The organism is Bradyrhizobium sp. BR13661, from assembly GCF_029892425.1.
Classification (GTDB): Bacteria; Pseudomonadota; Alphaproteobacteria; order Rhizobiales; family Xanthobacteraceae; genus Bradyrhizobium.
On the sequence record NZ_JARXWB010000011.1, the window covers coordinates 24,423 to 45,779 of the forward strand.

Annotated in this window: 22 protein-coding genes and 1 tRNA gene; 11 read left to right on the top strand and 12 right to left on the bottom strand. The window is 63.9% G+C overall.

The features are described 5' to 3' along the window. Positions 1-54 precede the first annotated feature (54 nt). On the bottom strand, positions 55-1,287 hold the full coding sequence (locus M2427_RS19095) for a dienelactone hydrolase family protein (RefSeq protein WP_280708086.1): 1,233 nt from the start codon (positions 1,285-1,287) through the stop codon (positions 55-57). A gap of 205 nt (positions 1,288-1,492) precedes the next feature. Here M2427_RS19095 and M2427_RS19100 point away from each other — a divergent pair, with 205 nt between their 5' ends. Together M2427_RS19100 and M2427_RS19105 are read left to right on the top strand one after the other, a co-directional pair. Continuing rightward, positions 1,493-2,086 (top strand): winged helix DNA-binding protein, encoded by a 594-nt coding sequence (locus M2427_RS19100; protein ID WP_280708087.1) that lies wholly within the window; start codon positions 1,493-1,495, stop codon positions 2,084-2,086. Between the two features lie 141 nt (positions 2,087-2,227). Further along, positions 2,228-3,079, top strand: coding sequence for a hypothetical protein (locus tag M2427_RS19105; protein ID WP_280708088.1), 852 nt, complete (start codon positions 2,228-2,230; stop codon positions 3,077-3,079). Here the strand turns inward: M2427_RS19105 and M2427_RS19110 are convergent. From M2427_RS19110 to M2427_RS19120, 3 genes are all read right to left on the bottom strand, one after another. Beyond that, positions 3,080-3,156: transfer RNA gene (locus M2427_RS19110), tRNA-Arg, on the bottom strand. Positions 3,157-3,247: 91 nt separating this feature from the next. Continuing rightward, positions 3,248-3,886, bottom strand: a complete 639-nt coding sequence (locus M2427_RS19115; RefSeq protein ID WP_280708089.1) for an RraA family protein — start codon at positions 3,884-3,886, stop codon at positions 3,248-3,250. A 90-nt stretch (positions 3,887-3,976) separates the two neighbouring features. After that, on the bottom strand, positions 3,977-5,005 hold the full coding sequence (locus M2427_RS19120) for an alpha/beta hydrolase (RefSeq protein ID WP_280708090.1): 1,029 nt from the start codon (positions 5,003-5,005) through the stop codon (positions 3,977-3,979). A 209-nt stretch (positions 5,006-5,214) separates the two neighbouring features. Here M2427_RS19120 and M2427_RS19125 point away from each other — a divergent pair, with 209 nt between their 5' ends. Further along, positions 5,215-5,829, top strand: coding sequence for a hypothetical protein (locus M2427_RS19125; RefSeq protein WP_280708091.1), 615 nt, complete (start codon positions 5,215-5,217; stop codon positions 5,827-5,829). 56 nt (positions 5,830-5,885) lie between these two features. On the opposite strand, the gene M2427_RS19130 is transcribed toward M2427_RS19125, so the two are convergent. Further along, positions 5,886-6,101 (bottom strand): hypothetical protein, encoded by a 216-nt coding sequence (locus M2427_RS19130; RefSeq protein WP_280708092.1) that lies wholly within the window; start codon positions 6,099-6,101, stop codon positions 5,886-5,888. Between the two features lie 26 nt (positions 6,102-6,127). Further along, positions 6,128-7,135, bottom strand: a complete 1,008-nt coding sequence (locus tag M2427_RS19135) for a 2-dehydropantoate 2-reductase (RefSeq protein ID WP_280708093.1) — start codon at positions 7,133-7,135, stop codon at positions 6,128-6,130. Between the two features lie 168 nt (positions 7,136-7,303). Between M2427_RS19135 and M2427_RS19140 the strand changes: the two genes are divergently transcribed. Beyond that, positions 7,304-7,900, top strand: a complete 597-nt coding sequence (locus tag M2427_RS19140) for a YidB family protein (protein ID WP_280708094.1) — start codon at positions 7,304-7,306, stop codon at positions 7,898-7,900. A gap of 28 nt (positions 7,901-7,928) precedes the next feature. Then, on the top strand, positions 7,929-8,201 hold the full coding sequence (locus M2427_RS19145; protein WP_280708095.1) for a GlsB/YeaQ/YmgE family stress response membrane protein: 273 nt from the start codon (positions 7,929-7,931) through the stop codon (positions 8,199-8,201). A 147-nt stretch (positions 8,202-8,348) separates the two neighbouring features. Here the strand turns inward: M2427_RS19145 and M2427_RS19150 are convergent, their stop codons facing one another. Next, entirely contained in the window at positions 8,349-9,134 is a 786-nt protein-coding gene (locus M2427_RS19150; RefSeq protein ID WP_280708096.1) for an SDR family oxidoreductase, read from the bottom strand. 247 nt (positions 9,135-9,381) lie between these two features. Here M2427_RS19150 and M2427_RS19155 point away from each other — a divergent pair, with 247 nt between their 5' ends. From M2427_RS19155 to M2427_RS19165, 3 genes are read left to right on the top strand one after another with little or no spacing between them, the layout of a single operon-like run. Further along, positions 9,382-10,446, top strand: a complete 1,065-nt coding sequence (locus M2427_RS19155) for an acyl-CoA dehydrogenase family protein (protein ID WP_280708097.1) — start codon at positions 9,382-9,384, stop codon at positions 10,444-10,446. 16 nt (positions 10,447-10,462) lie between these two features. Further along, positions 10,463-11,623: an acyl-CoA dehydrogenase family protein gene (locus tag M2427_RS19160; RefSeq protein ID WP_280708098.1), complete on the top strand. Its 1,161-nt coding sequence runs from the start codon at positions 10,463-10,465 to the stop codon at positions 11,621-11,623. 39 nt (positions 11,624-11,662) lie between these two features. Next, positions 11,663-12,481 (top strand): enoyl-CoA hydratase/isomerase family protein, encoded by an 819-nt coding sequence (locus M2427_RS19165; protein WP_280708099.1) that lies wholly within the window; start codon positions 11,663-11,665, stop codon positions 12,479-12,481. A gap of 188 nt (positions 12,482-12,669) precedes the next feature. Here M2427_RS19165 and M2427_RS19170 read toward each other — a convergent pair whose 3' ends face one another. The 3 genes from M2427_RS19170 to M2427_RS19180 form a co-directional block, all read right to left on the bottom strand. Continuing rightward, positions 12,670-13,419, bottom strand: coding sequence for a hypothetical protein (locus M2427_RS19170; RefSeq protein ID WP_280708298.1), 750 nt, complete (start codon positions 13,417-13,419; stop codon positions 12,670-12,672). Positions 13,420-13,421: 2 nt separating this feature from the next. Continuing rightward, positions 13,422-14,210, bottom strand: a complete 789-nt coding sequence (locus M2427_RS19175; protein WP_280708100.1) for an enoyl-CoA hydratase — start codon at positions 14,208-14,210, stop codon at positions 13,422-13,424. Between the two features lie 152 nt (positions 14,211-14,362). Beyond that, a complete protein-coding gene (locus M2427_RS19180; RefSeq protein WP_280708101.1) occupies positions 14,363-15,568 on the bottom strand; it encodes an ABC transporter substrate-binding protein in 1,206 nt (401 codons plus the stop codon). A 345-nt stretch (positions 15,569-15,913) separates the two neighbouring features. Between M2427_RS19180 and M2427_RS19185 the strand changes: the two genes are divergently transcribed. Both M2427_RS19185 and M2427_RS19190 read left to right on the top strand, forming a co-directional pair. Then, positions 15,914-16,684, top strand: a complete 771-nt coding sequence (locus tag M2427_RS19185; RefSeq protein ID WP_280708102.1) for a thermonuclease family protein — start codon at positions 15,914-15,916, stop codon at positions 16,682-16,684. Positions 16,685-16,816: 132 nt separating this feature from the next. Next, positions 16,817-18,208 (top strand): M48 family metalloprotease, encoded by a 1,392-nt coding sequence (locus M2427_RS19190; protein ID WP_280708103.1) that lies wholly within the window; start codon positions 16,817-16,819, stop codon positions 18,206-18,208. A 10-nt stretch (positions 18,209-18,218) separates the two neighbouring features. Here the strand turns inward: M2427_RS19190 and M2427_RS19195 are convergent, their stop codons facing one another. Then, a complete protein-coding gene (locus M2427_RS19195; RefSeq protein ID WP_280708105.1) occupies positions 18,219-18,620 on the bottom strand; it encodes a cytochrome c family protein in 402 nt (133 codons plus the stop codon). A 55-nt stretch (positions 18,621-18,675) separates the two neighbouring features. Beyond that, complete coding sequence (locus M2427_RS19200; protein ID WP_280708106.1) at positions 18,676-20,013, bottom strand: MFS transporter; 1,338 nt, start codon at positions 20,011-20,013, stop codon at positions 18,676-18,678. Between the two features lie 182 nt (positions 20,014-20,195). Between M2427_RS19200 and cyoA the strand changes: the two genes are divergently transcribed. Next, positions 20,196-21,356: a ubiquinol oxidase subunit II gene (cyoA, locus tag M2427_RS19205; protein ID WP_280708107.1), complete on the top strand. Its 1,161-nt coding sequence runs from the start codon at positions 20,196-20,198 to the stop codon at positions 21,354-21,356. Position 21,357 lies beyond the last annotated feature (1 nt).

Below are 21,357 nucleotides of genomic sequence, written 5' to 3' on the forward strand. Positions count from 1 at the left end.
GATTGCGAGCATTTGCGAAACGGTGCCGCAAGCGGCGCCGTCGATCAAATCAGGTTATTTCCCGGCGCTTTCGGACCAGCGCGCCATCAACGTGTTGGACGGCAGCGATTCGTCGACCAGCTTCTTGGCGGTCTCGATGCCGGCGACCGGCAGCTTGCTCGGATCGATCAGCCCGATCTGCACCAACACGGACGCCTGGTCCCAATAGATGTGCTCGTTGTAGAGCTTGTCGCCACGGAAGCGCACGATCGCCACCAGCGGGATCTCGACATATTTGCCGGTCGGCGGCACGCCGGGCAACATCCAGTCGATTTCGATGTCGTGGGTGAAGCAGAACAGCATCTCGTCGACGATGCGGTCCGAGCCGATGGTACGCGAGATCGGCACCAGCTTGGTGTCCTGCGGCGTCTTCGGAATGAAGTGGTTCTTGTAGAAGCGCAGCAAGTCGCGATAGCCGACGCCGCCCGTCATGGTCGGAATATGATTCACATAGGGCTCGGCAACCATGGTCGTCATGGTCTGCTCAGCTGAACGCGTCGCGAACTCGAGCTCGGTGTGCTTGTCCCACAGCGCCGAGAGATCGTAATGCGGACCCAACACCTTGCGGAATAGCGCGATCGAGCGCGTATAGGCCATCAGCGTCGCTGGCTTGTTGAAGCTGGTGCGCTCCGGCGCCGCGAAAGCGTGGTCGCAGCCGGGATAGAGATAGAACTCGATGTCCGGCCGCTCCTTGAAAGCCGCCATGATCTGCGTACGCGCCTCCGCCGGCGCAAAGCGGTCAAGCTCGGCGAAATGGAACACGACCGGACATTTGACGTCGCCGGCTTCGCCGAGATCGGCCTCGATGCCGACGCCGTAATAGCTGACGGCGCAGTCGACATCCGTGCGCGCGGCGGTGAGATAAGCAAGCTTGCCGCCGAGACAGAAGCCGAGCGCGCCGACCTTGCCCTTGCATTCGGGGCGTGCGCGCAGAACCTTCAGCGCGTCGGCGGCGTCCTTGATCGACTGATTGGCATCGAAGCGCTGGTAGTAGCCCATCGCCTTGCCGAAATCGGCCTCGGTGTAGCCGAGCTCGACGCCGGGCTCCATGCGCCAGAACAGGTCGGGCGCCAGCACCACATAGCCTTCCTCGGCGTAGTGATCGGCGACCTCCCGCATCGATTTGTTGACGCCGAAAATCTCCTGCAACAGCAGGATGCCGGGACCGGAGCCCGAGGCGGGGACCGCAAGATATCCCTTGAACGTGCTGCCATCCTTGGCAGCGATGTCGATCCACTGTCCGGCCATCGTGATCGTCCCCTCTCCTCGTTGAGCCCTTGGAGCCTTCTCCCATGGCGGCGCGTCTGTTTGACGCGTCCGGCACGAGGCAAAGGCGACTGCCTTTTCATCATGCTTTCTTAATTGAATTTTTAATGTAAGAATCGAACTTGTAAATAGCATAGATTGGGCACAGCCTGCCCAGGCCGTGAGCGAGGGCGGGAATCAGGAGACGATGTTGAGGAAGACGCAGAAGGCGGCCGCGCGACGCACGGGCACGGCCGCGAGAGACAAGCAGCGGCCGGCCGCCACCGAGCGGCCGGGCTCGTGGCACCTGGCACGCACCGAAACCGAGCGGCGGCTCTCCGAATTCGAGTTCAGGCTGGAGCGGATGGCGCAGGCCTATTACCGCTGGAAGGCGGCCTGCCTTGCCGCCGTCTGCGACGTGCCGCTGACCGGCGATGACGTCGCCGTGCTCAACGTGGTGCGCATGGGCGACGAGCCCAAGCGCCTCTCGGAGATCGGCCAGCTGCTCAACCGCGTCGACGTCCCCAATCTGCAATATGCGACCCGCAAGCTGGTCAAGGCCGGCCTGATCGAGACCGAGGGCTCCTCATCGCGCAAAGAGACGCGTTACCGCGCGACCGAGCGGGGCCACGACGTTACCGAAGCCTATGCGGCCATGCGGGCGGAAACGCTTCCTCCGATGCTGGAAGCGCTGGACGGCTGGGCCGAAAAGTCGGACGCCGCGGGCTCCCATCTCGAACTGGTGTCGAGCCTTTATACCCAGGCCGCCCAGGTGGCGATCACGCGGCGGCACCAGCCGTAGAATTTCCCGGCAACTCTTGCGTGGGATACGCGAATGCGCCGGGACCGAGAAGTCTACGCTTCCGCACATGAGTCTGGACCGCTATGATTCCGTCTGGGATCGCCAGCCGAAGGGGTGCACGGTGCGGGGTGAAGCTTCGAAATGACTCCGATCGGAAAAGGCGGCAGGAGGCTGGGCCTAGTTGCCTGCCTCATATTCATTCTGACGGCAGGGATTGCACTTGCCGCCGACCAGCCGGGTGACATCAAAGGCACGACGCTCGAGCCGACCCCTGAGAATCTCGCCGCCACCTGGTCCAAAGCCAGCCTCGTCCTGCCGGCCGCGTTGGCTGGCGGCCACCGCTGGCAGGGCTTTGCTTCAGCGGCCCCCGAAGTCGCCGGCAAAGCACCGCTGGTCGTGCTGTTGCACGGATCGAGCGGCGTCGCACCTGCCGTCAAGGATTTTCAGATCTGGCTTGCCGACGCGCTCGGGCTCGCCTCGGTTGCACCCGACAGCCTGGCGATTCCAGATCGGCTGATCTACACCTCCCCCGTCTCGGTCGACATTTATGAACGCGTTCACGCGCTACGCCTCGCCGAGCTCGAGCATGCGCTGAAGATGTCCAAGACGTGGGCCTGGGTGGATCCCACCCGGATCGTGATCGCCGGCACCAGCGAGGGATCGGTCGCAGTGAGCCGCTATGCAGGCTCAGGCAGCGTGGCGAGACTCATCTATTCGTGGTCGTGCGAGGCGAACTACTTCGTCGATCGTCCGCGTCCGGGCTTCGGCCCCGAGGAGCCGGTCTTCAACGCCATCTCTGCGCGTGACCCCTATTTCTCGCCCAGCAATCCCTGGAACAAGGACTTTGCCGTCACCGGCAACTGCAGCGGCGCGCTGAAGGGAAATCCACAGGCGGTGGTCCTCGTCGTGGACGCGGACGTGCACACCATCCTTAATCGGCCTGACGTGCACGAGGCGACATCACGCTTTCTCACAAGCGTCTTGAAGCCGTAATGGCGATCCCGGCATGACTCGAACATGCGACCTACGGTTTAGGAAACCGCCGCTCTATCCGGCTGAGCTACGGGACCGCGGAACCCGCAAGTCGGCGGGTTGCCTGGAGCTGTACATATCAAAGCAAGGGCCGGATCGGAAGCCCTTCGCGAGGCCACAAGCGATCGATCAGGACTTCCCGTAAGCCCCCTGGTAGCGGCCCTCGCGGATCGCCTTCAGCGTCTCATCCTCGCGCCTGATTTGGACACGCACCGCCTCCAGCAGCGCTGCGGCGCCGGCGGCGGGAAACGATACCACGCCGTCCTCGTCGCCGACCACGATATCGCCTGGGGAAACGACGCTGCCGCCAACCGTGACGGGCACGTTGATCTCGCCCGGACCATTCTTGTAGGGGCCGCGGTGGATCACGGCCCGGGCGAAGCAGGGAAAGGTATCTTCCGCGAAGGCCGCGACGTCGCGGATCGCGCCGTCGATCACATAGCCTTCCGCTTTGCGCCACTGCGCGATGTTCTTCATGATCTCGCCGACCAGAGCCCTCGTCTCGTCACCGCCGCCATCGACCACGATGACGTCGCCGGGACCAACCAGCTCGAGCGCGCGGTGGATGGCAAGATTATCGCCGGGCCGGGTGCGCACCGTGAAAGCCGCGCCGATCAGCCGGCCGCTGCGGTGATACGGCTTCAGTCCGACCGCACCCGGCAGCCGGCCGAGATTGTCCGAAATGATCGAGGTCGGTGCATTCCTGAAGCCCTCGATGATGTCGGCCGGCGGCTTCGGCACGCTGTTGGCTGCGATGGTGATGGTCATGGAATTCGGTCCTTCTATGAATTCTCTTGTTCGACGCGCGCTCGCACCCCGGTGCCAAACCGTCAAGCATCCGCCTTCAAGGCGTCGAGATCACCGTTCCGCACCGCAGCCCGGACTATCGAACAGTGCCGAAAGGCCGCATTTCGAGGTCAGCATCTTGTCGCCGTCATGGCCGACGCCGACGACATCCCACACCCTGTGATTGGGCGTGCCGTGATCGCGCTTCGCCATCGCATCCACGTAAGCATGACCACGCGCGTAGCGATAGGGCCCCTGCGCCTTGCCCATGCAGCTCTTGTCCAGCGCGGGATGCTCGGGATTGGTGTCGAGCGTGCCGAGCAGATAGATCACGTCGCGCTCGACGTAACGCTGCTCCAGCGCGGCCGGTGTCGCATCCGCAAGATAGGGCGGCCGCTCGTTCATGCCGTATTTCCAGTTATTGTAACCCGGGCAGGACGCGGCCATCGCCGGCACCGGGCGCTCGTTGCTGAAATAGGCGTAGGACGAGGGATTGGCGACGACATAGCGAACATCGATGTGCTGGCGCGAGAGCAGCGCTTCGCCTTTGCCGGCGATGGCATAGCGCTGGGCAACCTGGCCGCCGCCGGAATGACCCGCGACCACAACCTGCTTCAGGTTCGGGAAGATGCGCCGGTCGGCGAGCTTTGCCAGGATCGCGTCGAGCGCCTCGAAGGAGGAGACCGGGTTCGGCGCAAGCGCTGCATCGCCGCCTTCCCATCCCTCCAGTGACCAGCGCAGCGTGTCCGCGGGCAGCTTGTAAGCCTCGACATCGATCTCCGCCAGGAACTGCGGCACGATCATCAACGCGCTTTTGCCGTCATCGCCAGCCGCGACCTGCGCGGTGTGAGCGGAGATGTAATATACATCGGCATTGCGCAGGCGTCCGTGCAGCACGATGATGGCGCGCGAAATCGCCGGCAGTGGTGTCGACCAGTCGCTGGAGAGATAGAGCGGCAACATTCCCCGCCCGCCGACCGGCAGCCACGCATCGGCAACGACCTTCACCGGCTTGCGGTTGGGCGCGTCTTCCTCTGCTGCGAGCGCGCGGCCGCAAACCAGCACCAAAGCGATTGCGGCGAAACGGGTCAGCGCTCTCATGATGGTCATTCTCCTTCGTCGTCGAGCCGGTCAAACTCTAAGCGCATCGCATGCCACGCGGCTGTGACTCCCGGGCCACGTCAAGCAAAAAATGTCAGCAACCCGGCCATGAAATTCCCCGGTTCCAAGGGTGACAAGCCGGCGAGAAAGGCGCAAAAATCGGCCATGATTCAGTTTGGGTTGAGTCTCGCAGGGAATGCTCTCGTAGAATGTCTGACGTAGTTGCATCGCGTCGTGCGGCGCCATTTCTCGTTGCCGCAGCAGGGCTTTTTCTGCTGACCCCATCGCATGCCCACGCGCAATGGTGGAAGCGCGCGCCCGTCGACTTCGAGGAATGCGCCGACGCCGCCGAAAAATCCGCGAGCAAAGCCGAAAAGACGTCCGCACTTGCCGACTGCAACGCCAAGTTTGCCGGTCGGCGCAAGGCCGGCGGCGGCTACACCTATTACGACTTCCTCCAGGACCGCACGTTCGACATAGCAGGTCCCAACCCGACGCCGGACGAGCAGAAGAAGATCGACGAGTCCTACACGGCCTATCTCGCCAATCAGCGCCGCAGCAACGAAGCGGCCCAGGCCACCGCGCGCCAGCAGCAGGAGCAGCAAGCGCAGCAGCTTCAGCAGGTCGCCCTGCGGACCGAGGTCGAGCGCGTGCCGGTTCCGGTCGAGCGGCCGAAGGTGCAGCAGGGTGTAGTTGCGCGACCGAAGAGCGGCAGCTGCGCCAAGGGTTCGTTCTCCTGCGAGTGGCCGCGGCTGTCGGAGGGCTTGAACGATCTGAAAAAGCTGTTCAGCCCGACGCCGAGCAAACCGGCAAAGAAGGGCTGAGACGGCGCCCCCGCATTCCGCTGTCATCCCGGACAAGCGCCAGCGGAGGTGTGGCTTCAGTTCGCGTGCTTCTTCTTGCTGCGCTTCGGTGCAGCGGTTGGGGCATTCGTGGGTGTTGTTGTCGTCTGTGAATTTCCCAGCGCCTTGCGGCTCTCCTGCAAACGCGCGTCATAACCGGGAGAGTTCATGACGGTCGGCGGCCGGGCCTCGGCAAAGCTGAAGGCGCCGCAGAGCACGATCGGCGCGAGTACAAAGATCAGCCCATATTTCATCTCGCTCCTCCATCAACCGACAACACTCACACCACACCACGAATCTGCTGCGGCGAAAGTCCTGGCGGACCCTTGCCCGCAATTTCCGCCTCTTTCACCAGCGCAACAACACGGCGCATCAGCGGCACATCGACGTTGTTTTTCTCGGCGAGCGCGATCACCGCTCCCTGGAGATAGTCGATCTCGGTCTTGCGGCCCTGCTTCAGATCCTGCCACATCGAGGAGCGCGCCTCGGGATCGATCTTCATCGTGCGTCCCAGGATCACGTTGAAGATCATGTCGGGCAATCGCAGCAGGGTCGGCATCCAGTTCGGCGGGATCGGCGTTGCCGAAGCCGGCGTGATGCCGGCGGCCTTCAGCGTCGCCAGCCCTTCGGCCATCTGGTCGGCAAACAATTTTCGCCAGTCGCGGTTCGCCAGTTGGGCTGCAAGCGGCATGTCGGACAGCGCGCTGAGCGCGTTGTTCAGATTGATGATCAGCTTGCCCCATTGCACGCCGGTGATATCTCGGCTTGCACGCATGGTGAGGCCGGGCACGGACAGCGCGGCAGCCGTGTCGTCGGCATCTTCGCCGACAGTGATGTCACCCGAGGTCGAACGGTGGAAACGCCCCTCGCCCTTTGCGACCACATTGAACGGCACCATGCCGGCAAGCACGCGCCGGCCGCCGAGCCGTTCCCGCAACACGCCGACATTGCCGACGCCGTTCTGCAGCGACACAATCACGGCATCCCCCGGCGCATGCTGCGCGATCTGATCCGCGACGTCGGCCGTGTCCGCACTCTTGACCGTGACCAGCACGACGCCGGCGCTGTGGAAGATCGCGGGATCCTCAGACAGCGCGAGCCGGCCCGCATCCAGCTTCTTCTCGGAGCCGTCGAAATCCGTCAGCCGCAGGCCGAACCGCTCGATCTCGGTCTTCACCCGCGGCCGCACCAGCAATGCGACGCGGCGATCGGCGACTGCCAACATGCCGCCGACAAAACAGCCGATGGCACCCGCGCCGGCCACCACGATCGGTCGATCCGTCACCACCTGACTTGCTCCCTGAATGACCGGCTTTCGATAGCAGAGGCAGAAGCCGCTGCCCATCCGCGGCCAAAGCGCATCTGCCTTGTAACCGTCATGAGAGCCCCATATGTTTTTGCCTGGGGGCTTGTCACCGGCGAGAGCTCGCCGACGAGAACGGCAAAGGAGAGCACCATGGGTCTACTCGACGTCCTCAACGGCATGCAGAACGGTCCCCGCGGTCCGAGCACGCCGAGCTCGCAATCATCCTCCGGCGGCATGTCGCCGATAACCATGGCGATCCTCGGCCTGCTCGCCTGGAAGGCATTCAAGCATATGACCGGAAGCCAACCCGGCTCGGTGCCACAGCCGACGCCGATCCCGGCGCCCCCGCCGGTGAATGCCGGCGCTGGTGGCGGACTTGGTGGCGCGCTTGGCGGAGGCGGTGGCCTCGGCGATGTCCTGAAGGGCGGCCTCGGTGGCCTGCTCGCGGGCGGCGCGGCCGGCTCCGTGCTGAGCGGCGGCCTCGGCGATCTCGTCAACCAGCTTCAGCAGGCCGGCCACGGCGAGACCGCAAACACCTGGGTCTCCAAGGGCGAGAACAAGGCCATCAGCCCCGGCGATCTCGCCAATGCGCTCGGCGCCGACCAGATCCAGAGCCTGTCAGCTCAGAGTGGCCTGTCGCGCGACGAATTGCTCTCCGGCCTGAGCCAATACCTGCCGAAGGTCATCGATCATTTAACGCCGGACGGACGGTTGCCGACCGAGAACGAACTTTCGGGCAGGCTCTGATTTTCATTGCAACGAGGGGAGCACGAACATGAGCATGAGCGGCATCTTGTGGATCATCGTGGTCGGCTTCGTCGCCGGTCTCATCGCACGCTTTCTGGCGCCGGGACCGAACAACCCGAGCGGCTTCATCCTCACCACCATCCTCGGCATCGTCGGTGCGTTTCTGGCGACCTTCATCGGCCAGGCCATCGGCCACTACGGTCCGGATCAGGGCGCAGGCTTCATCATGGCCACGATCGGCGCCGTGGTGGTGCTGTTCATCTGGCACCGGCTGGTCGCGAGCGGCGTGATCAAGGGGTAGCGCTTCAAAGCGCCGAAGGCAGCACACTGCTGCTTCCGCACCGTCATGCCCGGGCTTGACCCGGGCATCCACGTCTTACGATCCGCGCGGTAGCACGTGGATGGCCGGGTCAAGCCCGGCCATGACGGAGAGAGAGCGCGTCCATTATCACGTAATCAAATGCATCCCCGCATCCATGCGCACGGCCTCGCCGGTCATGTTGCCGGAGGCGGGCAGCGCCAGGAAGCAGACGAGCTGCGCGATATCCTCGGCGGATGAGGCGACTTTGAGCGGCACCTTCGCCAACACGGCATCGCGCACTTTCTTCGCGCCTTCCTCACCGCGCCCCTTGGTGAACCAGGGCGTATCGATATAGCCCGGACAGACAGCGTTCACACGGATCATCGGCGCAAGCGCAACCGCCAGCGATCGCGTGAGGGTGTTGAGCGCGCCCTTGCTCGCAGCATAGGCCATCGAGGAGCCGACGCCGTTGATGCCAGCAACCGAGGACACGTTGACGACCGCCGAAGTGCGCCCCGATGCCTTCGCGCCGACCTCGAGCAGGCTGCGCGCGGCACGCACCATCTGGAACGGACCGACGGTATTGACGCCGTACAGACGCTGGAAATCGTCCGCCGACAATCCGTCAAGATCGCCATAAGCGACGTGCTTGGTGGTGCCGGCATTGTTGACGAGGATGTCGAGCTTGCCCCAGGAGGCGGCTGCCGCAACGATCTTGCGGCAATCTTCGTCGCGCGAGACGTCGCCCTGGACGATCAGAACTTCCGCGGCGCCGGCCTTGCGGCAGATGTCTGCGGTGGCCTCGGCTTCGGTCTTGCTCGACGAATAGTTGATGACGATCCGCGCCCCGCTCGCCGCGAGAATTTCTGCGGTCGCAGCACCGAGGCCGGATGCGGACCCCGTCACGATTGCGCATAAACTGTCCTTGGCCATCCGGTATTTCCTTCCCTCAGTAAATTGCTGGCGCCCTGTTTAGCGAGTTTGCCGTGCCGTGCAAATCGAGCAAACTCCGCTAAGCGGAATTAGTCCAGACCGGTTGTTGCCCCCATGCCGGAGCCGCAGATGGGCCTGCGATCGACGCTTGTCAGGGCCATGGCTTTTTCAGATCATCGGGCGCAAGAAGAGACTGCGCGCCGCCCCATGGGGCAGGAGGCGCCAATGGCAAAACACGGGGAACGCAGTGGCGGAGAGTGACAATATCGTCGTCGAGACCGCGGAGAAGATCTTCGCCGATCTTGCCGATCCGCAAACCATCAACAACGACAAGACAAATTCGTGGCAGGCGCCGCTGTGGCAGGCGCTGAGCGAAGCAGGCTTGCCCTTGTCCTGGGTGCCCGACGAGCTCGGCGGCTCCGGCGCCAGCCTTGCCGACGGCTTTGCCCTGCTGAACGCTGCGGGCCGCTTCGCAGTCGCGGTTCCACTGGCCGAGACCATGCTGGCGGGCTGGCTGCTGGCGCAGGCGAAGATCACGTCGCCCGAAGGCGAGATGACAGCGCTGCCGGCGTCACCGAAGGATCGCGTCACCCTTGATGCCGACGGCGCACTCTCTGGCCGCTGCCGCGGCGTGCCCTTTGCCAAAGCGGCAAAACACTTTGCGGTGCTCGCGCATGGCAAGGACGGTGTCTCGATCGCGCTGGTCGATGCTTCGAAGGGCCGGATCGAATCCGGGCTCAATGTCGGCTACGACCACAGCGACACCGTCACGCTCGACAAGGTCCAGCCCATCACCATCAAGGCCGCGCCTGATGGCGTCGACCAGACCAATCTGATGCTGATGGGCGGCGTCGCGCGCAGCCTGCAAATCGCCGGCGCGCTGGAATCCATGCTCGACATCTCCGTGCGCTATTCCAACGAGCGCGTCGCCTTCGAAAAGAAGATCTCGAAATTCCAGGCCGTGCAGCACAATCTCGCGCGCCTCGCCGGCGAATCCGCCGCGGCACTTGCGGCCGCGACCTCCGCCGCCGACGCCATCGCGAACGCAAAATCGTTCAACGACGAAGTTTATCTCGAAGCCGCCGCTGCAAAGATCCGCTGCGCGGAAGCGGCCGAAAAAGGCGGCGGCATCGCGCATCAGGTTCACGGTGCGATCGGGTTCACCATCGAGCACATCCTGCACCGCTATTCGCTGCGGGCGCTGGCCTGGCGCGACGATTTCGGTTCGGAGAGCTACTGGGCCGTCGAGCTCGGCAAGCTGGTCGCGCGCCGAGGCGCCGACGAATTGTGGCCGCTCGTGGCATCGCGCTGATCGGGAGACGAAACATATGACCGCTGCCCTCCGTTTCGATCCGATACGCTTGCCCGAGAAATGCGAGCAATTGCGCAAGGAAGTGCGCGCCTTCCTCGCCGAGGAAATTGCCGCCGGCACCTTCGATCCGCACAAGCCCAACCGCGAAGATACCGACGTGCCGGAGTTTTCCCGGAAAGTCGGCGCCAAGGGCTGGCTGGGCATGACCTGGCCGAAGAAATATGGCGGCCAGGAGCGCTCCTTCCTCGAGCGCTATGTGGTGACCGAAGAGATGCGCGTGGCGAACGCGCCGACGCGGCGTTTCTTCGTCGCCGACCGCCAGAGTGGCCCGGTGCTGCTGAAATACGCGCCCGAACATATCAAGATGGACATCCTGCCGCGCATCTGCCGCGGCGAGATCTGCTTTGCCATCGGCATGAGCGAGCCAAACTCCGGTTCGGACCTGTTCGCGGCAAAGACGCGCGCGACCAAGACCGATGGCGGCTATCTCATCAACGGCACCAAGATCTGGACCTCGTCGGCGCATATCGCCGACTACATGATCGCGATCTTCCGGACGTCGCCACCGACCAAGGAAAACCGCCGTCACGGCCTGACCCAGTTCCTGGTCAAGATGAAGCAACCGGGCATCAAGGTGAACCCGATCGGCCAGATCACCGGCCAATACGAGTTCAACGAGGTCGTGTTCACCGACTTCTTCGTGCCGGATGATCACGTGCTCGGCGAAGTCGACGGCGCCTGGAAGCAGGCAACGAGCGAGCTCGCCTATGAACGCTCCGGCCCCGAGCGCTTCCTCGAGACCTATTACGTACTGACCGAGCTCGTGCGCGCAGTCGGTCCTCATCCGGACACGCGCAGCGCCGAAGGCATCGGCCGGCTCGTCGCGCAGCTGCACACCATGCGGCGCATGTCGGTCTCGGTGGCCGGCATGCTGCAAGCCGGCAAGGAGCCGGTGGTGGAGGCGTCCATCGTCAAGGACATCGGCACGGTCTGGGAGCAGCAGCTCCCGCATCGCGTGCGCGACCTTGCCGCCTTCGTCGAGGAGACCGCGACCAACCGCGAGACGCTGGAGCGGCAGCTCGACTTCGCCATCAAGACCGCACCGAAACTCACCATCCAGGGCGGCACGACGGAAGTGCTGCGCGGCATCATCGCGCGCGGACTTGGTTTGCGCTAGTCGCGCGGACTGGGCCTGCGCTAATCATTCGAGGACATCATGACCACCTACAAAGATATCGGCGTCGAGAAGGTCGGGCACGTCGGCACCATCGAGATCCGCAGGCCTCCGCTCAACTTCTTCGACATCGCGCTGATCAATCAGATCGCGGACGCGCTCGACGAATTCGACCGCGACATCGAGATCCGCGCGTCCGTTCTCTCGGCGCAGGGCAAGGCGTTCTGCGCCGGCGCCAATTTCGGCGACCCGGCGCGGCAGGCGCAGGAGGCTCAGGAAGCGGAGAAGAAGGCCAAGGGCGATCCGGCCGACAGCCTCGGCCCGATCAACCATCTCTACATCCAGGCCGTGCGTATCTTCCGCGCCAAGAAGCCGATCGTCGCAGCCGTGCAGGGAGCTGCCATCGGCGGCGGCCTCGGGCTTGCCGTGTCGGCGGATTTCCGCGTTACCTGCCCCGAAGCGCGATTCTCGGCGAACTTCACAAAACTCGGCTTCCATCCCGGTTTCGGCCTGACGACGACGCTGCCCGAGCTGATCGGCAAGAACAACGCCGAGCTGATGTTCTACACCAGCCGCCGCGTCACCGGCGAAGAAGCGTACAAGTGGGGCCTCGCCAACGAGCTGGTGCCGCAGGACCAAGTGAAGGCGGCGGCGATGAAGCTCGCCGGCGAGATCGCCGAATGCTCTCCGCTCGGCCTGCTCTCCACCCGCGCCACGATGCGCGCAGGACTCGCCGATCGTGTCATGGCCGCGACCAACCACGAGCTCGCCGAGCAGACCCGCCTGCGCGCGACAGAAGACTTCAAGGAAGGCGTGAAGGCGACTGAAGAACGTCGCGTTGCGAATTTTAGGGGGAGGTAGTCAACCTCTCGCACCGGCGCCGCTACATTCTCCGCTGTCGTCCCTGCGAACGCAGGGACCCATAATCACAGGGAGAAGTTGTCGCGCGAGCTGGTCACCACGAGTCTTCGCCAAACTCTACCCTGTGGTTATGGATCCCGGATCTGCGCTTCGCTTGTCGGGACGACAGCTGCGTGTGAGGCAACCGCTCAGGCCGCGAGTCGGAACGTCACGCCACCCAGCAAAAACTCATTCCCTGCCACCGCGAGTCCCTTCGACCTCGCGACATGCAGCATGTGCGCTGTATCCACGACCCGAAACTCGAGCGCGCTCATGATCTCGCTGGCGCCCTTCACGAAGCGGAAGGTCGCGTTGGGTAGCTTCAATTCGGAGCCATCAGCCGCAACGCCGACGATCCTGCCCCAATGCGCCGCCAGCCCCTGCGGGTCGGGGCTCTGCATCTCCACACCGGTCAGCGCCTGCGTCACATCCTTGCGAACGAACTTTTGCCAGTCCGGCCCGGCCGGCGGATACGCGCCTAGAATGTCATCGCTCCCTTCGGTGTGGTTGAACTCGATGAAGGCGGCCCGGCAGTCGCGCGGGTGGAGCTGGACGCCGTGATAGGGCGCGTGGTCGATGACGTTGGCGGTACGCACGCCCATGGCATTCGCATGGCGCCCGCGCTCGTCGGGATCATTGCAGCAGAAGATCGCCATGTAACCGCCGCGGCCACCGGTTTTCTCGATGAAGCGGCCGGCCGTGGTGCCGCCCTTGAACGGCGCGACCACCTCCAACATGATCGTGTCGACCGGAATCAGCGCGTTTTCCAGGCCGTATTTCGCGACATTGCCGTCGCGGTAGCAGACGGCGAGGCCCATGATCTCGGTGATATCGGAGATAACAGGCGCGAGCTGCGGCGCGACGAGACAAATCTGCCGCAGCCGCATATAGGGCGCCATGGTCATGCGCCCCTGAAAGCTGGCTTGCGCTTTTCGACGAAGGCCTTCGCGGCTTCCTTGTGATCCTCAGTGTCGCTGCAGCGGGTGTGATGGATCGCTTCGCCGTCGAAACAATCTTCCAGCGGCAGGTGCTCGGCATTGTTGATGTTGCGCTTGATGAAGCCAAGCGCAATCGACGGTCCCTGCGCCAGCGACAGCGCGAGCTCATGCGCGGCCGCATCGATCTCGGCGTCAGGCACGACCTTGGTCACCATGCCGATCGCATGCGCTTCCTTCGCGGTCAGCACCGGCGAGGTCAGATAAAGCTCGCGTGCCCGGGCGCTACCAAGCAGCTGGGTCAGGAAATAGGTGCCGCCGTAATCGCCGGAGAAGCCGACTTTTGCGAAGGCTGTCGTGATCTTGCAGGATTCGCTGGCGACGCGGAGATCGCAGGACAGTGCCATCGACAGGCCGGCGCCGGCTGCCGCGCCATCAAGCTGCGCCACCACGGGCTTCGGCATCTGGTGCAGGATGCGCGAGACCTCCATGCCGCGGCGCAAGTTTGCCATCTTGACTTCGAACGGCAGCGGCGCACGTCCGGCCGCCATCGACTTGACGTCGCCGCCGACGCAGAACGAGCCGCCCGCGCCCTTGACCAGCACCGCGCGCACCTCGGGATCGTCGGCCGCGCGCCGCGCCGCCTCGACGAGACCTGCGACCATCTCGGGATTAAGCGCATTCTTCCGCTCGGGTCGGTTCATGGTGATGGTGAGCAGCCCGCCTTCGAGCTTTTGCAGGACCATGTCGTTCATGGGACGTCTCCCTTTGTTGTTGTTCTGCTCCGTCATTCCGGGGCGCGCGAAGCGCGAGCCCGGAATCCATTTCTCAACCGTCACTGCCGCCCGATGGATCCCGGGCTCTCGCTATGCGAGCCCCGGGATGACGGTGCGACTTCGTCACGCCGTCACTTCTTCACCAGCGGGCAGCGCGACTGTTCCAGCGACTGGAATGCCTCGTTGCCGGGAACCGTGGCGAGCAGCTTGTAATCGTCCCAGCGGCCCTTGGATTCCGACGGCTTCTTGACCTCGAACAAGTACATGTCGTGGATCATGCGGCCGTCCTCGCGGATCTTGCCGTTATGCGCGAAGAAATCGTTGATCGGCGTCTCCTTCATCACCTTGATGACGGCAGCAGCATCAGTCGTGCCGGCTGCCTTCACCGCTTTCAGATAGTGCGTGACGGAGGAATAGACGCCAGCCTGCGCCGAAGTTGGCGGCCGCTTGACACGCTCCTGAAAGCGCTTCGAGAAAGCGCGCGTCTCGTCGTTCATGTCCCAGTAGAAGGCCTCGGCCAGCAGCAGACCCTGCGCGGTCTCAAGCCCGATCGAGTCGATGTCCGTGACGAAGGCGAGCAACGGCGAGACCTTCTGGCCGCCCTTGGTGATGCCGAACTCGGCCGCCTGCTTGATCGCGTTGACGGTGTCGCCACCGGCATTGGCAAGCCCGATCACCTTGGCCTTGGACGCCTGCGCCTGAAGCAGGAAGGACGAGAAGTCCGACGTGTTGAGCGGATGGCGCACGGCGCCGAGCACCTTGCCGCCGCTCTTGGTGACGACGGCGCTGGTGTCCTTCTCCAGATCCTGGCCGAAGGCGTAATCGGCGGTGAGGAAAAACCATGTGTCGAGGCCCGACCTCACGGCCGCAAGGCCCGTCACATTGGCTTGGCCGTAAGTGTCGAACACGTAGTGGATGGTGGTGGGACCGCAGGCCTCGTTGCTGAGACGGATCGAGCCAGGGCCGTTGAACATGATAATCTTGCCCCGCGCTTTCGCGATCTCGCCGGCAGCAAGCGCAGTCGCGGACGCCGCGACGTCATAGATCATCTCGACGCCCTGATTGTCGAGCATGTCGCGGGCGATGTTGGCGGACAGGTCGGCCTTGTTCTGATGGTCAGCGGCCAGCACCTGGATCTTGCGTCCGAGCACTTCGCCGCCGAAATCTTCCACGGCCATCTTGGCCGCGGTCTCGCTACCCGGGCCGGTGATGTCGGCATAGAGGCTCGACATGTCGAGAATGCCGCCGATCTTCAGGGGAGGCCTGTCCTGGGCCTGCGCAGCACTCGCGCTGAGGGCAAGCGCTGCGGCAAAAATACCCGACAAAATATGCTTCATTGAAAACAACCTCCCTTGATCGCCTGGCTCTGAATGGCGGCTTGATTATTGCTATTCCCGCAATCATGCCGCATGCGCAAGAGCGCAGCAAGCGCAGGCAGGTTACGGACGCACGATTGCCGCGCATGTTTTCCGCAAAGCGGAATGGTGAGCTGCGGCAAATTGTTTCCACTCGTCATTGCGAGCGCAGCGAAGCAGCCAGAGTCTTTCCGCGGAGGGATTCCGGATCGCTTCGTTGCGCTCGCAATGACGGAGAATGAGGCACCACCGACGTGTCACACTGCGATTTCGTCATCTGCCTCGCTTGAGTTATAATCGACACTTAACGCAACCTCTCCGGGTCATGTGACGCAACGCCTTTACATCATCGTTGCATTTCTTCTCATCGCGTGTCGCGCCGCGCTCGCGACGCCGTGCCAATTCGAGGCACAGGGCGAAGGCCGTGTCGCGACCATCATCGACGCGCGCAGCGTGCGCCTCGATGACGGCCGCGAAGTCCGCATCATCGGCATCGAGGCGACAGCGACGACGACGCAGGCGCTGACCTCTTTGCTCGTCGGCCGCGACGTCACGCTGCGTAGCACGGACGACACGCCCGACCGCTATGGCCGGCAAAGTGCACTCGTGTTCATCGACGAGAGCGACAAGCCCGTGCAGGCCATGCTCCTCGCCCAGGGCGACGCCGTTGTCTCGGCCGAGATCACCGATAAGGATTGCGCGGCCGCCCTGCTGGCGTCGGAAGCCGAGGCGCGGCGCCAAAAAAAGGGCAACTGGGCTGACCCGTCGGCCATAAAAAACGCGGAAAGTCCGGACGATATTTTGGCCGGGATCGGGCGCTTTATGGTGGTGGAGGGCAAAGTCCTGTCGGTCCGGCAAGCTGGGGCAACGACCTACCTCAACTTCGGACGGAACTGGACACGCGGCTTTGCTGTGACTATTTCAAAGCGAGCGTTGCCGGCGTTCGAGAGCGTCGGGGTAACCATTAAGTCCCTGGAAAATCGTCGTATTCGCGTTCGGGGCTGGGTTGAGGGGACTGCGGGGCCGCGTATCGATGTGCGTCTCTTGGGACAGGTTGAATTGCTGGGCGCAAACGAGCCTATTGGGGTAAGGCCTTAGCGGGCCGGGCACGGGTTAAGCGACGTGAATGGGGTGCTAGAACAGCACAAAAAGGGCGAAAAACGCCGCCTCCGGGCTGCGCCGGCGGCGCTTTGCCTCCTGCTGGGCACGGCATTGGCCGGTTGCGGCGACATGGGCCGGTTCCAGACCGCGACCGCCCCTGCGACCGTCGCGGTGCCCAAGCCGAAGCCGGCTGTCGCCCAGACCCCTGCCACCGAGAAGGAACACGAGCGCATCCTGGCGAGCTATGGCGGCACCTATGACGACCCCAAGCTCGAAGCACTGGTCAGCAAGACCGTCGACCGGCTGGTTGCCGCCTCCGACCGCCCCGACCAGGGCTACAAGGTCACCATCCTGAATTCCGGTGCGGTGAACGCATTCGCGCTGCCGAACGGCCAGCTCTATGTCACCCGCGGCCTGCTTGCGCTTGCGAGCGATACGTCGGAATTGTCCTCCGTGCTCAGCCACGAGATGGCGCATGTGCTGTCCAAGCACGCCGCGATGCGCGAGGACCAGGCGCGCCAGGCCGCGATCGTTACCCGTGTCGTCACCGACATGAGCACCGATCCCGATCTCACCGCGCTCGCACTCGCCAAGACCAAGCTGACCATGGCGAGCTTTTCGCGCAATCAGGAGTTCGAGGCTGACGGCATCGGCGTCGGCATCTCCGCCAAGGCTCATTTCGATCCCTATGGGGCCGCCCGGTTCCTGTCGGCGATGGAGCGCAATGCCGAGCTGAAGGTCGGCAAGAGCTCCCTCGACCCGCGCGCGCAGGATTTCACCTCGTCGCATCCGGCCACGCCCGAGCGGGTGCAGAATGCGCAAACCATCGCGCGGCAATACGTGGCCCCCGAAGGTGGCGAACGCGACCGCGAGAGCTATCTCTCCGCGATCGACAATCTCGTTTACGGCGAAGACCCCAGCGAGGGCTTTGTCCGCGGCCGGCGGTTCCTGCATCCGAAGCTCGGCTTCACCTTTCAGGCTCCGGACAATTTCACGCTCGACAACACCGCGCAGGCGGTAATCGGCGTGCGCGAGGGCGGCTCGCAGGCGATGCGCTTCGACGTCGTGCGCGTGCCGGCCGAGCAGTCGCTCGGCGACTACCTCAATTCCGGCTGGATGGAGGGTGTCGAGAAGGCCTCCACCGAGGACATCATCATCAACGGTTTTCCGGCCGCGTCCGCCACCGCCAAGGGCGATCAGTGGCAGTTCAAGGTCTATGCGCTGCGCTTCGGCAGCGACGTCTACCGCTTCATCTTCGCCACGCGGCAGAAATCGACCGAGAGCGAGCGCAATGCGCGCGAGACGGTCAATTCATTCCGCCGCCTGACGCTCGACGAGATCCAGGCCGCACGTCCGCTGCGCATCAAGGTGATCACCGTGCAGCCCGGCGATACCGTGGAATCGCTCTCCCACCGCATGGCCGGCGTCGATCACCCCGCCGAACGCTTTCGCGTGCTCAACGGGCTTGATCGCAACGCACAGGTGAAGGTGCGCGATCGCGTGAAGATCGTGACGGATTGAGGCGCGGTTCCTACCGCGCCTTTTCCTTCAAATAAGCGATGATATCAGCGCGATCCTGCGCATCCGGCACATCGAAGAACATCTTGGTTTCCGGCACCATGGCCTGCGGTCCGGTCAGCCATTTGTCGAGGTTTTCCTCGGTCCAGACGATCCCCGAGTTCTTCAGATCAGGCGAATAGTCATAGCCGGCGACACTGCCCGCCTTGCGCCCGACCACGCCCTTGTGCATCGGGCCGACGCCGTTCTCGTTGATCGAGTGACAGTCTGCGCAGCCCTTGTAGAGCATCTGACCGCGTGCGGCGTTGCCGGTGGCGCCGGCAGGACCGGCTGCGCACAGGAGCGCGATCGTGATGGCGGCAAGAGCCAGGCTTGTCGTGCTTCTTGGAAGGACGGAACTCGACCGGACGTTCATGTGATCTCCTGTTTGCGGCAGCAAACAGGATCGTCCGGCCCAGATTTTATTCCCGTCAGTTCGAGGACTCGCCCGCATCCATGTCGCCGGCCTCGCGCTGGCCGCTGAGCCAGAGGGCGAGCAGGGTCCAGAACGCGCCCGAGAGCAGATAGGCACCCGAGGCGATGACGCCGAGATTGGTGGCGAGCAGCAGCGCGACCAGCGGGGCAAAGCCGGCGCCGAACAGCCAGGCCATGTCAGAGGTCAGCGCGGAAGCCGTGTAGCGGTACATCTGCTTGAAGTTCGAGGCGATCGCGCCCGAGGACTGGCCGAAAGAGAGGCCGAGCAGGATGAAGCCGATCACCATGTAGATGGTCTCGCCGAACGCGCCGGCATCAAGCAACTGCGGGGCAAAACCGCTATAGATCGCGATCGCGATCGCCGATCCCATCAGCAGCGACTTGCGGCCGACGCGGTCAGCGATGATCCCTGAGGTCACGATCGCGGCGACACCGAACACGGCGGCGACGATCTCGATGATCAGGAAGCGCACCGGGCTTTCGCGGGTGAACAGGAACACCCAGGACAGCGGAAACACCGTGACCATGTGGAACAGCGCGAAGCTCGCGAGCGGCGCGAATGCGCCGAGCATGATGTTGTGGCCTTCGCGGGCAACGGTGTCGGAGATACGCGAGGGCTGCAATTCGCGGGTCTCGAACAGCGAGGCATATTCCTCCGTCGTCACCATGCGCAGGCGCGCGAACAGCGCCACGACGTTGATGGCGAAGGCGACGAAGAACGGATAGCGCCAGCCCCAATCGAAGAAATCATCGGCCGAGAGATTTCCGGCGAAATAGGCAAACAGTGCGCTCGCCACGATCAGTCCGAGGGGAGCCCCGAGCTGCGGCACCATCGCGTACCAGCCGCGCTTGGACGCCGGCGCGTTTAGCGCCAGCAGCGAAGCCATGCCGTCCCAGGCGCCGCCCCAGGCCAGACCCTGTGCGAGACGCGCCAGCGCCAGCAGCCAGATCGCGGCAACGCCGATCTCGGAATAGCCGGGCAGGAACGCCAGCGCCACGGTGGCGGTGCCGAGCAGGAACAGCGCCGAGACCAGCTTGGCCGTCTTGCCGTACTCGCGGTCGACCGTCATGAAAATGACGGTTCCGATCGGCCGGGCGATGAAGGCCAGCGCGAAGATCATGAAGGAATAGAGGGTGCCGGTCAGTTCGCTGGTGAACGGAAACACCAGGCGCGGGAACACGATCACCGAGGCGATCGCGTAGACAAAAAAGTCGAAGAATTCCGAGGTGCGGCCAATGATGACGCCGATGGCGATCTCGCCGGGACTGGCCTGATCGTGGCCGTGCTCGCCCGAGTGGATATCCGCCATTGCGGGGGTCTGTGCCGTCGCCATGCGTGCGCCCTTAACGTCCTGAAAACCAAAGCCGACCGCCCGGCTTGACGCCAGGCAATCTGGCCTTGTCTGGCTCAACATCCCGCAGTGCAACATTGGACAAATTGTCCAATGTCCGGATTGCTGCGCCGCAGCTACCCCTTGGCCTCGCAAAAGAAACTCATTCTCATAAGGCTCGGCCCGTGTCCCGTCTCAAGATCCTGGCGCTGCTACCCCTGGCAGTCGCGCTCAGCGGCTGCAACTACGTCGTGCTGGCGCCAGCCGGCGATATCGCGGCGCAACAGCGCGACCTCGTCATCATCTCCACCGTCCTGATGCTCCTGATCGTCGTCCCCGTGATGGCGCTGACGGTGCTGTTCGCCTGGCGCTACCGCCAGTCCAACAGTTCGGCCCGCTACGAGCCGGATTGGGATCACTCGACCAAGCTCGAGCTGGTGATCTGGTCGGCGCCGCTGCTGATCATCGTTTGCCTGGGCGCGCTGACCTGGATGGGTACGCACCTGCTCGACCCCTATCGCACGCTCGGCCGCATCCATGCTGATCGCGCGATCGACCAGTCCAAGGCGGCGCTCGAGGTCGATGTCGTCGCGCTCGACTGGAAGTGGCTGTTTATCTATCCGGACTACGGCATCGCCACCGTCAACGATCTGGCAGCCCCGGTCGATCGTCCGATCAACTTCCGCATCACCGCGTCATCGGTGATGAACTCGTTCTACATCCCCGCGCTCGCCGGCCAGATCTACGCGATGCCGGGCATGGAGACGAAGCTCCACGCCGTCGTCAACCACGCCGGCACTTACAAGGGCTTCTCCGCGAACTACAGCGGCGCCGGCTTCTCCGGCATGCACTTCAACTTCCAGGGTCTCGACGACAAGGGCTTCGATGCCTGGGTCGCACAGGCCAAGTCGGCTGGCGGTTCGCTTGGTCGCGCCGAGTATCTCCAGCTCGAGAAGCCGAGCGAGAACGAGCCGGTGCGCCGCTGGGGCACGGTCGAATCCGATCTCTACCGCCTGATCCTCAACATGTGTGTCGAGACCGGCAAGATGTGCCAGAGCGAGATGATGGCGATCGACGCCAAGGGCGGCAACGGCCATGAGGGCCTGAACAACACCCTGCCGCTCTCTTACGACAAGTACGCCCGCCGCGGCACCGCGTTCGGCCCCGAGCCTGTTTTCGTCGCCGGCACCTGCACGCCGGATGCGCCGCAGGGGCAGACGACCGCGGCGATCAAGGCGCCGCTCGACACCGCGCCGCTCATCGGCGCCGGTCTCAAGCGGCCGACCTTCTCGCCGCTGAAGTCCTCCTCCTTCTTCCTCGGACAACGTCCGAAATCCGACTCCTAAA

What these genes read in the sequence shown, in the direction of transcription:
- M2427_RS19140 (WP_280708094.1), top strand. Translation starts at nt 7,304, where the DNA reads ATGGGTCTACTCGACGTCCTCAACGGCATGCAGAACGGTCCCCGCGGT.
- M2427_RS19170 (WP_280708298.1), bottom strand. Translation starts at nt 13,419, where the DNA reads ATGGCGCCCTATATGCGGCTGCGGCAGATTTGTCTCGTCGCGCCGCAG.
- M2427_RS19165 (WP_280708099.1), top strand. Translation starts at nt 11,663, where the DNA reads ATGACCACCTACAAAGATATCGGCGTCGAGAAGGTCGGGCACGTCGGC.
- M2427_RS19105 (WP_280708088.1), top strand. Translation starts at nt 2,228, where the DNA reads ATGACTCCGATCGGAAAAGGCGGCAGGAGGCTGGGCCTAGTTGCCTGC.
- M2427_RS19145 (WP_280708095.1), top strand. Translation starts at nt 7,929, where the DNA reads ATGAGCATGAGCGGCATCTTGTGGATCATCGTGGTCGGCTTCGTCGCC.
- M2427_RS19180 (WP_280708101.1), bottom strand. Translation starts at nt 15,568, where the DNA reads ATGAAGCATATTTTGTCGGGTATTTTTGCCGCAGCGCTTGCCCTCAGC.
- M2427_RS19195 (WP_280708105.1), bottom strand. Translation starts at nt 18,620, where the DNA reads ATGAACGTCCGGTCGAGTTCCGTCCTTCCAAGAAGCACGACAAGCCTG.
- M2427_RS19100 (WP_280708087.1), top strand. Translation starts at nt 1,493, where the DNA reads ATGTTGAGGAAGACGCAGAAGGCGGCCGCGCGACGCACGGGCACGGCC.
- M2427_RS19150 (WP_280708096.1), bottom strand. Translation starts at nt 9,134, where the DNA reads ATGGCCAAGGACAGTTTATGCGCAATCGTGACGGGGTCCGCATCCGGC.
- M2427_RS19095 (WP_280708086.1), bottom strand. Translation starts at nt 1,287, where the DNA reads ATGGCCGGACAGTGGATCGACATCGCTGCCAAGGATGGCAGCACGTTC.
- M2427_RS19125 (WP_280708091.1), top strand. Translation starts at nt 5,215, where the DNA reads ATGTCTGACGTAGTTGCATCGCGTCGTGCGGCGCCATTTCTCGTTGCC.
- M2427_RS19115 (WP_280708089.1), bottom strand. Translation starts at nt 3,886, where the DNA reads ATGACCATCACCATCGCAGCCAACAGCGTGCCGAAGCCGCCGGCCGAC.
- M2427_RS19120 (WP_280708090.1), bottom strand. Translation starts at nt 5,005, where the DNA reads ATGAGAGCGCTGACCCGTTTCGCCGCAATCGCTTTGGTGCTGGTTTGC.
- M2427_RS19190 (WP_280708103.1), top strand. Translation starts at nt 16,817, where the DNA reads ATGGGCCGGTTCCAGACCGCGACCGCCCCTGCGACCGTCGCGGTGCCC.
- M2427_RS19130 (WP_280708092.1), bottom strand. Translation starts at nt 6,101, where the DNA reads ATGAAATATGGGCTGATCTTTGTACTCGCGCCGATCGTGCTCTGCGGC.
- M2427_RS19200 (WP_280708106.1), bottom strand. Translation starts at nt 20,013, where the DNA reads ATGGCGACGGCACAGACCCCCGCAATGGCGGATATCCACTCGGGCGAG.
- M2427_RS19175 (WP_280708100.1), bottom strand. Translation starts at nt 14,210, where the DNA reads ATGAACGACATGGTCCTGCAAAAGCTCGAAGGCGGGCTGCTCACCATC.
- M2427_RS19160 (WP_280708098.1), top strand. Translation starts at nt 10,463, where the DNA reads ATGACCGCTGCCCTCCGTTTCGATCCGATACGCTTGCCCGAGAAATGC.